Origin of the sequence: Aurantibacter sp. (assembly GCF_039941195.1) — a bacterium.
Lineage (GTDB): Bacteria > Bacteroidota > Bacteroidia > Flavobacteriales > Flavobacteriaceae > Aurantibacter_A.
The window spans coordinates 155,513-170,168 of sequence record NZ_JBDVFA010000085.1 but is presented as its reverse complement, the minus strand read 5'-3'; the positions used below and the strand labels follow the sequence as shown (position 1 = coordinate 170,168).

Annotated in this window: 11 protein-coding genes; 8 read left to right on the top strand and 3 right to left on the bottom strand. The window is 35.0% G+C overall.

The window, feature by feature from the left end:
• The first annotated feature begins 99 nt into the window (after positions 1-99).
• On the top strand, positions 100-1,569 hold the full coding sequence (locus ABJF52_RS14200; protein ID WP_348151550.1) for a sulfatase: 1,470 nt from the start codon (positions 100-102) through the stop codon (positions 1,567-1,569).
• 32 nt (positions 1,570-1,601) lie between these two features.
• Here ABJF52_RS14200 and hemH read toward each other — a convergent pair whose 3' ends face one another.
• Complete coding sequence (hemH, locus tag ABJF52_RS14195) at positions 1,602-2,630, bottom strand: ferrochelatase (protein WP_348151548.1); 1,029 nt, start codon at positions 2,628-2,630, stop codon at positions 1,602-1,604.
• 282 nt (positions 2,631-2,912) lie between these two features.
• On the opposite strand from hemH, the gene ABJF52_RS14190 reads away from it, so the two are divergent.
• Both ABJF52_RS14190 and ABJF52_RS14185 read left to right on the top strand, forming a co-directional pair.
• The gene (locus tag ABJF52_RS14190) at positions 2,913-6,449 is read left to right on the top strand and encodes a TraB/GumN family protein (RefSeq protein WP_348151545.1); all 3,537 of its coding nucleotides are present in this window, start codon (positions 2,913-2,915) and stop codon (positions 6,447-6,449) included.
• Between the two features lie 29 nt (positions 6,450-6,478).
• Complete coding sequence (locus tag ABJF52_RS14185; RefSeq protein ID WP_348151542.1) at positions 6,479-7,321, top strand: N-acetylmuramoyl-L-alanine amidase-like domain-containing protein; 843 nt, start codon at positions 6,479-6,481, stop codon at positions 7,319-7,321.
• Between the two features lie 2 nt (positions 7,322-7,323).
• Here ABJF52_RS14185 and ABJF52_RS14180 read toward each other — a convergent pair whose 3' ends face one another.
• Positions 7,324-8,118, bottom strand: coding sequence for a ThuA domain-containing protein (locus ABJF52_RS14180; RefSeq protein WP_348151539.1), 795 nt, complete (start codon positions 8,116-8,118; stop codon positions 7,324-7,326).
• Between the two features lie 72 nt (positions 8,119-8,190).
• Positions 8,191-9,093 carry an AraC family transcriptional regulator gene (locus tag ABJF52_RS14175; protein WP_348151536.1) on the bottom strand — a complete coding sequence of 301 codons (903 nt, stop codon included), beginning with the start codon at positions 9,091-9,093 and terminating at the stop codon, positions 8,191-8,193.
• Between the two features lie 184 nt (positions 9,094-9,277).
• On the opposite strand from ABJF52_RS14175, the gene hemA reads away from it, so the two are divergent.
• Genes hemA through hemF form a run of 5 tightly spaced genes read left to right on the top strand, consistent with a single transcriptional unit; the run spans position 9,278 to position 14,652 of the window.
• Positions 9,278-10,549, top strand: coding sequence for a glutamyl-tRNA reductase (hemA, locus tag ABJF52_RS14170; protein ID WP_348151533.1), 1,272 nt, complete (start codon positions 9,278-9,280; stop codon positions 10,547-10,549).
• Positions 10,542-12,134, top strand: a complete 1,593-nt coding sequence (gene hemC, locus ABJF52_RS14165; RefSeq protein ID WP_348151531.1) for a hydroxymethylbilane synthase — start codon at positions 10,542-10,544, stop codon at positions 12,132-12,134. The genes hemA and hemC overlap by 8 nt, the downstream gene beginning before the upstream one ends.
• A 17-nt stretch (positions 12,135-12,151) precedes the next feature.
• Positions 12,152-13,180: a uroporphyrinogen decarboxylase gene (gene hemE / locus ABJF52_RS14160; RefSeq protein WP_348151529.1), complete on the top strand. Its 1,029-nt coding sequence runs from the start codon at positions 12,152-12,154 to the stop codon at positions 13,178-13,180.
• A gap of 39 nt (positions 13,181-13,219) precedes the next feature.
• Positions 13,220-13,753 (top strand): GNAT family N-acetyltransferase, encoded by a 534-nt coding sequence (locus tag ABJF52_RS14155; protein WP_348151527.1) that lies wholly within the window; start codon positions 13,220-13,222, stop codon positions 13,751-13,753.
• Positions 13,750-14,652, top strand: coding sequence for an oxygen-dependent coproporphyrinogen oxidase (gene hemF, locus ABJF52_RS14150; protein ID WP_348151525.1), 903 nt, complete (start codon positions 13,750-13,752; stop codon positions 14,650-14,652). The genes ABJF52_RS14155 and hemF overlap by 4 nt, the downstream gene beginning before the upstream one ends.
• Positions 14,653-14,656: the final 4 nt, after the last annotated feature.

Sequence of the window (14,656 nt, the reverse complement as noted above, 5' to 3'; positions counted from 1 at the left end):
TTCAATTATTATGTAGAAACTACATATTATCGTAATTTAGAAAGCAACTAAGTATAATGTAATTGTATCAACTATAAAAGCTCCCGAAAAAGAAAGCGTATGAAATATACTTTCAAGTCCCTATACATATTACTATTTCTTTTACCTATCATTCACAACACTGTTAATGCACAAAACAATGAAAAACCGCAACCAAATTTTGTTATTATATATTGCGATAATCTAGGTTATGGTGATATTGAGCCTTTCGGCTCTACTGCAAATCGTACTCCCAATTTAAATCGCATGGAAGCTGAAGGCCGCAAATTTGAACAATTCTATGTAACTGCTGGAGTATGCACCCCTTCTAGAGCATCTATAATGACAGGTTGCTATGCACAACGCGTGGGCATGCACTTTAATGAACGTGATGGGCATGTGCTACGACCTATTTCTCCATATGGTCTTAATCCTGATGAAACCACTATAGCTGAAGTATTAAAATCTGCCGGTTATAGAACAGGAATTATAGGCAAGTGGCATTTGGGTGATCAAACTCCCTTTTTACCATTAGCACAAGGTTTCGATTATTTTTATGGTATTCCCTACAGTGATGATATGACACAGGCTGTTGGAGCTACTTTCGGAAAAAAACTTGATGGGAATTTATGGCCACCACTACCAGTAATGTTGAACAATAAGGTACTAAAAGCAGGAATAGATAGAAATAAATTGACTCAAGAATACACTAAAAAAGCGTTAGATTTTATATCTGAAGCAAAAGACCGCCCTTTCTTTTTATACTTACCACATGCAATGCCTGGAAGCACAACCAAACCTTTTGCAAGCGCTAAGTTTCGTGGCAGAAGCAAAAGTGGCCCTTGGGGAGATAGTGTAGAAGAATTGGATTGGTCTACAGGTCAAATAATGAAAAAACTGGAAGAATTAGGTTTAACCAATAAAACTTTGGTGCTTTTTACTTCCGACAATGGGTCACCGATGGGTAAAGATATGAATGCATTGGTTCGAGGAACAAATAAGCCCTTACATGGAAGAGGCTATACAACCTCAGAGGGCGGTTTTAGGGTGCCTACTATAATGTGGTGGCCTAATACTATTCCTAGGGGCACTATTTGCCGTGAACTGACCACTACAATGGATTTACTACCTACATTTGCAGAAATGGCCGGAGTAAAAAAGGACCTAATTATACCTATTGACGGCTATGATATTAGTTCCCTTATCTATGGTAAAACCATAGGTCATTCACCTTATGAAGTTTTCTATTATTATGACCAAAATCAATTGCAAGCAGTACGTCGAGGGCCCTGGAAACTATTTGTCCCATTATCAAAATTTCAAAATCATCCCCACTTCACTGTGGGAAATAGCCAAAAACCTCTACTATTTAACTTAAAAGAAGATATTCAATCACTCCACAATCTCGCAGATGCAAACCCAGATGTTGTAAAAGAGCTTATGGATTGGGCAGAAAAAGGCAGGAAAGATTTAGGAGATTGGAATAGAAAAGGGGAGGGACAAAGACCACCAGGAAAAGTAGCCAAACCTGTTCCAGTAACTCTAAACTAATCTACTACATAGAATAAATTGTCCAAAAAACTTTAAGGCAAAACGCCTTCTTTTTCCCAATTATTAACCCAATCAGACATAACTGATACCCAAGCATCACCATCATTTAAACAAGAAATATGACGGTAATCTCCACCACCTGCTTCTTGAAATTGATCTTTCCCTTCCATCGCAATTTCTTCTAAAGTCTCTAGACAGTCTGAAACAAAAGCTGGTGTAATAACTGCCAAATTCTTTTTACCTTCTTCTGCAAACCGAACAAATTCAAAATCTGTATATGGCTTCAACCATGGGTCGTTGGGCAGCCTCGACTGAAAAGAGTTACTAATTTTATCATCTGGCAAATTTAAATACGCCTGAACTTTTTTAGTTGTTTCAAAACACTGATGACGATAGCAAGTATTATGCGCTACAGAATTCGTATTACAACAACTCCCATTTATTTTACAATGAAAACGTGTTGGGTCACTTTTTCGAATATGCCGTTCTGGAATACCATGATACGAAAACAATATATGGTCATAGTCAAAGCCTTCCAACCCTTCTTTTATGCGTTCCGAAAGCACTCTAATAAAGTCCTCGTTTTTATAAAATGCAGGTAAAGTGGTTATTTTAATATTTGAAAAATATTCTTCTTGAACCTCCATAGTTTTCACCACTACGGTTTCAAAACTAGACATCGCATAATGTGGATATAATGGCACCAACAAAACTTCGTCTACTCCTTTATCTACAAGTTCTTGTAAAGCATTTTTTATTGTCATCGTACCATAACGCATACCCAATGCAACTGGCAACGTAGTTTGTTTTTGCACCTTTTCTGTAAATCGTTCAGAAATTACAACTAAGGGCGAACCTTCTTCCCACCAAATTTTTGCATAGGCTTCTGCCGATTTTTTAGGGCGTGTTCTTAATATAATACCGCGGACAATAATATTTCTAAGCCAATTTGGGACATCTATAACCCTTTCATCCATTAGAAATTCATCTAAATAGGGTTTTACATCTTTCGCAGTCGGACTTTCAGGTGATCCTAAATTTACAAGTAGTACTCCTTTCATCTGTTATTTCTAATATTTTTCAAAGGCAAGATTTAATTTACCGACAACCATAATTTAATGGCTTTTATATTCTTGCGTCTCATTTCACAATAATAGCTTCTTTTTCGGGTGTAAAAATACTACATGTAACCAAATTCCGTTAAAATAATTCGTGGCATTATTTATAGCACAATAAGAAATGGTTATAATAGACTGCTCTTACGTTTATGTAATTGTTAATACAATTAATTTACAAGTGTTTTTAGGCAACTAAATTATCTCAAAATTCCCGCAAGAATATATATGCAAAAGAAGTTTACTTTAGTTCTATTGTTCTTTGTTGCTGGCCTCTCAGCCCAGTCAGGCAGTAATGCTATCAACAAGAACATGAACAGTTTACTTTGGGAAATTTCCGGTAACGGATTGCCCCAATCTTCATACCTCTACGGTACAATGCACGTTAGCAAAAGGATTGCATTTCGTTTAGATGATGTTTTTTACGAGGCTTTAGATAAAAGTGAAGTTGTTGCTCTTGAATCAGACCCCGATACATGGCTTGAAAATTCTGATAATTTCGGAGGTATGGGCACAGGTTTAAATCCCAATGGATTTTACTCAACCCGATTCGCCATAAAAAATCCTAAAAAAGAAGAAATTGGCGCTTACCTTTCTTTTGAAGACCGACGCGTTAACAATATTCTTTACCGTACAAACGAATATTCTCAAAATTTTGAAGAGGAAACCTATTTAGATATGTTTATCTATCAGGCAGGTAAGAAGTTTGAAAAACCGGTGGTTGCCTTAGAAGACCTTGAAGAATCAGCCGCTCTCGTTGGCCGCGCCAGTCTAAACGCAATGAAGCAAAAACCAGACGAATGGCTGCAGAAAAAAATGCAAGAGCAAGATCCTATGAGCATCTTACAAGACGCTTATAGAAATCGAAATATTAATCTACTTGATTCTATTGATAACGCAATGTATACAAAGCATTATTTAACAAATATGCTATATACGCGGAATCGAAATATGGCCAACAAGCTAGATTCGGTAATGCAAACCTCCAAAGTTTTCACCGGAATTGGCGCAGCACATCTACCAGGAAAAAATGGAGTGATTGCTATGCTCAAAAATAGAGGCTATACCGTAAAACCACTGACCTCCAAAGCCACTTATAAAGGAAGGCGTTTAAAGGAAATGTTTGAAACTAAAATTAGACAGAACGGCTACAAAACTACTAAACCCGATGATAGTTTCTTTACTATTGATTTACCTAATAAATTATATCCGGTTGCCGAATATTCAAGTACTACCTACATTTCGCCAGATCTTGCAAATGGTAGTTATGTTATGGTCAATAGAATCCCGACATTCCAATACCTTAAGCAAGATGATGTTTTTTCATTGGATGATATCGATAAACTATTATTTGAAAACATCCCAGGTAAAATAATAGAAAAAACAAGATTTAAGCGTAGCGGTTTTGAAGGTTTAGATATTAAAAATAAATTGAAAAATGGAGACCACCAACGGTATCACATTTATCTAAGCCCTCTTGAAATTGTTATTTTTAAAATGGGTGGTGAAGGCGATTTTGTAACGCAGCATTCGGACACTATTTTTAATAGCATACAATTTAGAAAGCCTATTAATAAAGAAGTTTCCATAGCTTCTGCCTTTAAAGATTTTGAAGTTACAATGCCTTCTTTATATAACTTTAAAAACCAATTACGCAATGGCGATCGCTTTGCTGAGGCTTATGATTCCATTTCGGACTCGTATTATTTTCTACGAAAAATCACTTTAAATGATTTCAATTTTATTGAAGTCGATTCTTTTGAACTCAAACAAATTCAAAAACGATTTTATCAAGATTTAAAATTGAAGCCTAAATATAATGTAGTTGATAGCAACACCCTTACTTCTAATGCTACGATTAATGCCGCGCAACAAAAAAACATCTATCTAAAAACTGCATTTAAGCGGGGGGACTATTATTTATTAGGAATCGTTACTAAAAATGAAGAAAAGGTTGCTCCATTTTTTAAGTCCTTCAAAATAAAAGAAACTACCTACCGTAACAAATTTGAGACTATACGAGATACTGCCATGCTTTTTAGTACAGTTTCCAATGTAAAACCTCCAAAATTTGTTGAGAATTCTAACAATTATTACACTGGCACCGAAAAGCCAAAAGCTTATAGCTCTTTCAATAAAAAATCTGTTTATCAAAACAAAAATAATGAAGCGATAACAGTAGAATTAAATAAGGCTCATGATTTTATGATGTTACCTTCAATTGATTCATTATGGTCTATTCGCAAAAAAAATCATGCCTACAAAGAATTTATTATTTACAGTGAAAAAGACACCACCTATACAGACGGAACACATGAACTACAATTAACATTAACCGACACAGCGAGCACCAGAGGCATCTTAGTAAAAAATGTTGTTAAAAACGGACTTGCATATGAATTAAAGGCACAAATAGATACTCTTGAAAAACCAAGCAAATTTGTTGGTGAGTTTTTCGACAATTTTAAACCTATCGATACTGTTATTGGTAAATCTATTTTTGAAGATAAAACTTTAGCCTTCTTTAAAGCACTTCGAGAAAATGACAGTATACTAATAGATGGTTACAACTTAATATCTTTTAAGCATACAACTGTAGACTCGTTGAAGTATTATATTGAAAATTTTGATTTTAAAGATGACCAAAAATATATTCAGTCTTTTCTTATTCAAAAACTAGGCAAGCTAAATGACCCTAAGGGAATTGATTTCTTTAAAAGATTTTATGCCAAATCTTACAATAATTCAGATGCGCAGACTAAAATTTTAAAGTCGGTTACGAAAAATGCTGATGTTAAATCGGTTAAATTACTATTGGAATTATTAGCTCAAGATTTACCGCTTACTTCCAATAAACATGAGATAACTCAAATCTTTAGACCTTATATGGATAGTCTTCCGATGGCTAAAAAATTATATCCTGACCTATTAGATTATAGTGGTATAGAAGAATATAAATCGCCTATTTTTTCGCTGCTCGCACGTTTGGTAGAAAAAGAAATTATTAAACCTAAGAGTTATAAGAAATACCGAAAACAAATATTGAATGATGCCAAAATTCAACTAAAACGACAATTGAGCAGATCTGGTAATTATGGAAGTGCTACCGCAGCATTTACTGAATCTAACAATTCGAATAATGGGATATTAGAAGCCTACGCTGTCTTGCTCTACCCGTTTATAAATGAAAAAGATATTACCCAATTTTATAACCGATTGCTTTTAGTTAAGAATAATCGCATTAAAACAACCTATTTATCGCTATTAGCACAAGATGAAACAACGTTACCCGCTGGTATGTTACATGAAATTGCCGAAGATATTAACGGACGATTGTTCCTATTTAATAAGTTGAAAAAAATAAAGAAACTGAATCTTTTTCCATCTGACTATAAAAATGAACAGGCACTGGCCGAAGCCAGCGTTTTTGAGTTTTCTTATTACAATAAAAAGCAAGATTCAATTCTGTTCTTAGACAAAAAGCCTTTGAGTTATGAAGGCAAATCGTATACAGGGTATTTCTTTAAGACAAGAGATAACAAAGAATACGATAAGAACTTTACAATGAACTTGGTTGTCTTTGAAAAGGGAAAACCACTTACTACCAATCCTTATTATAAAAATGCAGGAATGCGTATTGAAGACACAGAAACTGACCAAGATGTTATTGGCTTTGTTATTGAAGAGTTTCAATTAAAAGACCGAAATAGAGCAGAAGTCTACAAGCCAAACGGTTATGGCATGTATGGGTATCATGGTTATTAATTCTTATTTTTGAATATCACCTTTCTATTATGAAGAATATTTTATATTTATTCTTATTATGCTCTGTTTCAGCATTATCCTATGCCCAACAGATAACCTGCTCCCCAGCTGACAAACAGGCTTTCGAAGATAAAACTATCGAAATCGATGGACTTTTAGAGAACGATTTCGGCAAAACTTTGGTTGCGATTGGAAAGACTTTTAAAGGCATACCCTATGTTGCAAAAACCCTAGAAATTGGTGAAACCGAATCGCTAGTTGTAAACTTACACGGACTCGATTGTACCACTTTTGTTGAGAATGTACTTGCCTTCGGTTTGCATTTAAAAGAAGGAAAATCGGGTTTTAATTCATTTACCAAACATCTTGAAACCATTCGGTATAATGATGGAAACCTCAATGGATACGGGTCTCGTTTGCATTATTTCTCTGAATGGATAACGAACAATGAAGAAAAAGGTTTGGTTAAAAATATTACCAATGAATTAGGGGGAGTTGCCATAGATAAGGAAATCAATTTTATGGGAACTCATCGTGAGCTCTACCCATTTTTAGAAGATCATACCAATTTCGAGAAGATTTTAATAACTGAAAAGGAATTGGCAAAAGAAACCTTTTGTTATCTCCCTCAAGATGAAATTGCCAAAAATGAACATCTTATTAAATCGGGAGATATTATAGCATTGGCAACCTCCATTAACGGATTAGATGTTACGCATACTGGTATTGCCACTCGAGAAAAAGATGGGCGCATTCATTTATTACATGCCTCTACTGGCTCTATGGAAGTAGAAGTTTCGAAGCTACCCTTAGCTGAATATTTAAAAGGAATTAAAAAGAATATTGGTATTTTGGTTGCACGGCCCAATTAATATTAACGCTCCAAGCAGTATGCTATACCCCCCAATAAATGCTCTTTAAAATCTGACAAGTCGTACACTTCTTCATTATGACCAATGCCAGTATAAAACGAGCGACCACCATCATATTCTTGATACCAAGCTATAGGATGATTTTCGCCATTTGCACCACCAACATAAGTAGCTTCGTCTAAATTTAACAAGACGCTTACATTCGGACTAATTTCTTTAAAATCGTACCATTCATCAGTTAATTCCCAAGAATCACTTAAATGATTTGTAGCTTCATGTGTATTGTTTACCACATCAATAGTAGCTTCTTGAATTTCTGGGTGACTTAAAAAGTATGCGCCCACCAATTCTCCATACCATGGCCAATCATATTCGGTATCACATGCCGAATGAACACCCATAAAGTTTCCGCCGGATTGAATATAGTTTTCAAAAACTTCCTGTTGCGTATCGTTTAAAATATCACCGGTTGTGTTTAAAAAAATAACCAAGTCATAATTTTGAAGATTTTCAGTAGTAAACAACGCACTATCATCAGTGCTTTCCAATAAAAAACTATTTGCTAACGCTAATGCTTCAAGTGTTTCAATGCCTTTCGCTATGGATGTATGTTTAAAACTAGCCGTTTTATAAAAAACTAATACGGATTCTTCAGTTACCTCTTCCGAATTCATCTTCTCGAGAATTGCCTTCTCTTCAGTAGCTTCGATATCTTGTATTAACTCATTGTCTTTCTGGCAACCTACTGCACAAAGTAGTGCAGCAAAAAGTATTAATTGTAGTTTACGGGGGAACATAATTTCATTTTTGCAGTTGCAAAAATATACCTTACAGTCTAATAAATCTTACTAATAAGGGTCAAGTTTATGTTAATTTGATGACATCACGTACTTCTTGGGCGTTGTCCCATACTTCTTTTTGAATGCAGAAATAAAGTGACTGGCAGTACTATAACCAACACGCAAGCCTACTTCGTTTACATTATGTTGTCCAGTTTCAAGCATTTTACGAGCAAATTCCATTTTATAATCGAAAAGAAAACTATAAACCGAATCGCCATAAATTTGTTTAAATCCTTCTTTCAATTTTTTAAGACTAAGCCCTATTTCTTCTGAAAGTTCAGCCAATGTAGGAGGCTCAGCCATTCTAGAAATCATTATCTCTTTTGCCTGGCGGATGCGACGCACATTATCCTCATCTACCAAAAACGGACATTGTTCAATATCGGCATCATCACTTTTGTTAAAATATAAGGCAATTAACTCATACACCTTACCCTTTATATATAAAGTCTTAATGGAAGGATGTAAGTTATAATTAATTAACTGGCTTAAAATAACTGCAATAGCAGGGGATACTTTTTCTTGAGAATAATATTTCTTCTCTTTATTATCCGCACTTAAAAATGGAATATAATCTGCTTCAGAAGAAAACAAAGAGTGAAACTTTCGAATGGTCATAACGACAGAAACCAACCAAGATTTTTCACTTAATTCCAAATTTAATGGCAAGTCTACCTGTGTATTGTACAGTAAAAGTGAATTCTCTTCGGAAACCTCTAAAGCATAGCGACCATCATTAAATATAAACTTGGCATTGCCTTTTAAACAAAAATGAAATTGAATAAAAGAACTATCAATTTCACGCGTAACTTTCTGAATGCTAGACTCATCGTTTTGTAATTTCAATACAAAAAAGCCATCATCTATCAATACTTCCTGAAAGGAACCTTGAGCGATGTTTTTTACTTCGAGTAGACCTTCTTTTTTCATAATATTTATTTAGAAACGTTCTAAATAGGAACATTGTAAAACGCAGTATTTACTACGAAAATACTGGATTTCAACGTATTTACATTCATTTATAACTAAAAATACTCATATCGATACTTATTGTTCCTCTAGCGTTATTTTTAGAAGTTGAATGCCATTATTTTTGCTTCCGTTTCACACTTACATGAAAGCTTACCACTTATCTAAACATAGCTCATTCTATACCATTGGCCTCAACTACAAAAAGGCTGATGCAGTAATTCGTGGTAAATTTAGTCTGAACGACACTGCAACCAATAATTTATTGGTACAAGCCAAGGAAATTGGTTTGGATGGTATTTTGGCTACTTCAACATGTAACCGTACAGAACTACATGGTTTCGCGCAGCATCCGTTTCAATTAATAAAATTACTTTGCGACAATACCAAAGGTTCGGTTGAAGAATTTCAAGAAGTTGCTTATGTGTATAAAAACAATGAAGCGATTAGTCATCTTTTTAAAGTAGGCACTGGACTAGACAGCCAAATTTTAGGTGATTTTGAAATAATTAGTCAGTTACGATCAAGTTTTAATAAGTCGAAAAAACAAGGTCTTGCCAATCCATTTATAGAACGACTTTGCAATTCTGTTATTCAAGCAAGCAAACGTATAAAAAACGAAACCGAAATATCCTCTGGTGCTACTTCTGTCGCTTTTGCTTCTGTACAATATATACTTAAGAACATTCCCGATATTTCTCAGAAAAATATTTTGTTATTTGGTACAGGAAAAATAGGAAGAAATACTTGTGAAAACTTAATAAAGCATACGAAGAATAACCATATCACCTTAATTAACAGAACTAAAGACAAGGCAGAAAAGATTGCCGGTAAGTTTAATTTAGTAGTTAAAGACTATGGAGATTTACAAACAGAAATACGCAATTCTGATGTTTTAATTGTAGCAACTGGTGCGCAATCACCAACGATTTCTAAAGAATTAATTTACAATAAAAAACCGCTATTAATACTAGACCTTTCTATTCCAAAAAACGTCTCCGATGATGTTTCCGAATTAGAAAATATCACTCTTATTCATTTGGATCACCTTTCTCAAATGACTGATGAAACTTTAGAGCGTAGAAAACTTTTTGTTCCACATGCCGAATCTATCATAAGTGAAGTAAAAGGTGAATTTAGTCAATGGCTAGAAACCCGAAAGTTTGCTCCAGTGATTAAAGCTTTAAAGCAAAAGCTTAATACAATGAAAGACGAAGAGCTAGATTATCAGTCCAAAAAAAGAATTGATTTTGATGCGCAGCAAGCCGACGTTATTTCAGGTCGTATTATTCAAAAAATTACCAAACAATTCGCCAACCATCTTAAAGGCGATAATGTTGATTCCGATACTAGCTTAGAACTTATTCAAAAAGTATTTCAACTAGAACTAGACCCTGTTACCACAGCAAATGAGTAAAACCATACGCATTGGCACTCGCGATAGCGAACTAGCCTTATGGCAAGCAAACACCGTTAAGAATAAATTAAACGAACTTGGATATGCCACCGAAATTATTGCGGTGAAATCTACAGGCGATTTAATTCTCGACAAACCACTTCATGAATTAGGCATTACGGGTGTATTTACAAAAACGCTCGACGTTGCCATGCTCAAAGGTGAAATTGATATCGCAGTGCATTCAATGAAAGATGTACCAACAGTTCTACCACAAGGTATTGTGCAAGCTGCAGTTCTTGAAAGAGGTAACCATTTCGATATTTTAGTCTATAAAAACAATGAAGAATTCCTCGGACATCGTGATGCTACAATTGCTACAGGTAGTCTTAGAAGAAGAGCACAATGGCTAAATCGATATCCCACACATTCGCTTGTAGATTTACGCGGCAATGTTAATTCTCGAATGCAAAAACTAAATGATAGCGAATGGAACGGAGCTATTTTTGCTGCAGCAGGTTTAGAGCGTATTGGCATTGAACCAGAAAATACTATTGGACTTACTTGGATGCTACCGGCACCGGCACAAGGTACTGTAATGGTTGTGGCAATGCATGATGATGAGTACGTGCTGGATGCTTGTTCTTCATTAAATCACGAACCAACTGAAATATGCACGAAATTGGAGCGGGAATTCTTAAACAAATTAGAAGGAGGTTGTACTGCTCCTATCGGGGCTTTAGCAAAAATTAATGAAGAAGAAATAACACTACAAGGTGTTTTATTAAGTGTTGATGGTGGCAAGAAACTGGAAGCAGAATTAACTGCTCCATTAGGCAAACATGAGAATTTAGGAATAGATTGCGCTAATAGTATTTTAAGTAGAGGAGGAAAACGCGTCATGAGCGAAATGCAAAAGGCAACCTTAAAAAATAATGCCGACAACGCTACTATTTTCTCTACTAAAAAACTCACACACGACCAACAAAATCGAGTAAACGATAAAGTAATTATTGACTCAGAAGACTTTATTAAAATAAGTCCAAATAGACTTTCGGCAGCAATTTTAAAACAAGAATATCAGAATGTTGTAATTACGAGTCAGAATGCTGTAGATGCCTTATTGAAAAACATTTCTGCTGATGAATTACAATTCAAGAACATTTACTGTGTAGGCCGTAAAACAAAACGATTAATTGAAAAAAGCATTGGACCAGTAAAACACAGTGAGCGGAATGCAAAAAAATTAGCAACACATTTAGTAGATTTTATTGAAGGTATAAAAGTAACTTATTTCTGCAGTAATATTAGAAGAGATGAATTGACCGATATATTGACCGCAAATAATATTCAAGTAAATGAGCAGGTTATATACGACACAAAATATGTTGCTCAAGCACTCGACGAAAATATAAAAGCTGTTTTATTCTGTAGTCCTTCTGCAATTGCTAGTTTTTTAACAGTAAATGAAGCCAACAAAATAGCTTATTGTATTGGAGAAACCACAGCTAAAGAGGCCAGAAAAACCTTTAAAGATGTACGGGTAGCTAAAATACCCACTGTTGAGAGTTTGATAGATCTTGTTAATGAAGATGCCATAGGTTAATTAGCAATGTAAATGATATGATAAAAAACGATTTATTTCTTAGAGCGATAAAAGGTGAAACTGTTGAAAGACCACCTGTTTGGATGATGCGCCAAGCTGGACGATATCTACCTGAGTTTATGGAAATCAAAGCTAAATATGATTTCTTTACAAGGTGTCAAACTCCTGAATTAGCATCGGAAATTACAGTTCAACCCATTCGAAGATACGGTATGGATGCTGCCATATTATTTTCAGATATTTTGGTTATTCCGCAAGCGATGAATATTGAAGTAGAAATGAAACCTAATTTCGGTCCATACCTACCTAATCCAATTCGAACACAAAAAGATGTAGACAATGCAATTGTACCAGATGTAAATGATTCGCTAGACTATGTAATGCAGGCCATAAAAGCCACAAAAGAAAAACTGAATGACGACGTGCCATTGATTGGCTTCGCTGGTTCTCCATGGACCATTCTTTGCTATTGTGTGCAAGGGCAGGGCAGCAAAACTTTTGACAAGGCTAAGGAGTTATGCTTCACTCAACCTGATGCTGCCCATCAATTACTACAAAAAATTACAGATACTACAATTGCATACCTAAAAGCGAAAGTTAAAGCAGGTGTAAATGCAGTACAAGTATTTGATTCTTGGGGAGGTATGCTTTCTCCTGTTGATTATCAAGAATTTTCATGGAAATATATTCAACAAATAATTGATGCACTTAAAGATGAAGCGCCAGTTATAGTTTTCGGAAAAGGATGTTGGTTTGCCTTAGGTGACATGGCAAAATCTGGTGCTTCAGCATTAGGGGTTGATTGGACATGCTCTGCAAGAAATGCAAGATATCTTACCGGTAGCAATATTACATTACAAGGAAATTTTGATCCAGCAAGACTACTTTCTCCACCGGCAGAAATTAAAAAAATGGTCACCCAAATGATTCACGAATTTGGAAAAGACAAGTATGTTGTAAATTTAGGACATGGCATTCTACCAAATATTCCTGTAGAAAATGCAAAGGCATTTATAGACGCTGTAAAAGAGTACAAACCCCTGTAAATATTGATAAAATACTTTAAGGTATAAAATTATATCAAAGTGATTGTTACGTTCGAAAAATACGGCATCGATAGCATTAAGGAAAAATATGCTTGGCGTATTTGTGATTTAATGATTGTAAATGCAGAACGCTTTAAACGTTATTTCCCTTTAACACTTGAACAAAATCTCACTCCTGATTTATCGAAATATTTTGTTGAGAAAAAAGTCAAAGAATTCAATAAAAAGGAAGAATTTCTTTTCGTTTTAAAGTCGATTAGTGAAAGTAAACTAATCGGCCTTATTTATATAAAAGAATTGGATTGGGTTAAAAAACAGGCAGAACTTGCATACTGTATCGATTATCAATACACTGGCCAAGGTATTACAACAGAAGCTGTTCAATATCTTTCAAACTATGCATTTAAGAACTTAGGGCTCTCTTCCCTTCAAATAATAGTTCACAAATCGAACAGTGCAAGCATTAAAGTGGCTAAAAAATGTGGCTATATTTGGAAGCAAACTTTAGAAAAAGAACATAAACCACCTAACGAAGCCCCATTAGACATGGAACTTTATGAATTATATAAATGAAAGATAAATTCTACGCATACATACAACAATTGCAAAATAAAATTACTTCCAAACTTGAAGAAATTGACGGGCAAGCAAAATTTAAAGAAGATAAATGGACACGCGCCGAAGGTGGCGGTGGTCATTCCAGAGTTATAGAAAACGGTGCCGTATTTGAAAAAGGTGGTGTAAATATTTCTGCTGTTCATGGTGCTTTACCAGAAAGTATGCAGAATTATTTTGGTGTTAAAGATGCAGATTTTTTTGCTTGCGGACTGAGCTTAGTAATTCATCCAAAAAACCCAATGGTGCCGACTGTTCATGCTAATTGGCGCTATTTTGAAATGTATGATAAACATGGAAAAATTGTGGATCAATGGTTTGGAGGTGGACAAGATTTAACCCCATATTACCTTTTTAATGAAGACGCCGCACATTTTCATTCGGTTTGTAAAAAAGCATGTGACGCACACAATGCTAATTTCTATCCTACCTACAAAAAGAGATGTGATGAATATTTTTATAATGCACACAGAAATGAAGGCCGAGGTATAGGCGGACTGTTTTTTGACTATTGTAAAGCAACTGACGAAATGTCAATGCAAAACTGGTTCGATTTTGTCACCGAAGTAGGCGACAGTTTTTTAGAAGCTTATGCACCTATCGTTGAAAAAAGAAAAGCATTAGCTTACACTCCTGAACAGCGCGATTGGCAAGAAATTAGACGTGGTCGATATGTTGAATTCAACCTGGTGCATGATAAAGGAACATTGTTCGGACTTAAAACTAATGGGCGCATTGAAAGTATTTTAATGAGCCTACCGTCTCATGTGCAATGGCGTTATAATTATCAACCCGAAATAGATAGTGAAGAAGCTCGATTGGTTGAAATTCTTCAGAATCCTAAAGATTGGGTGTAATAAA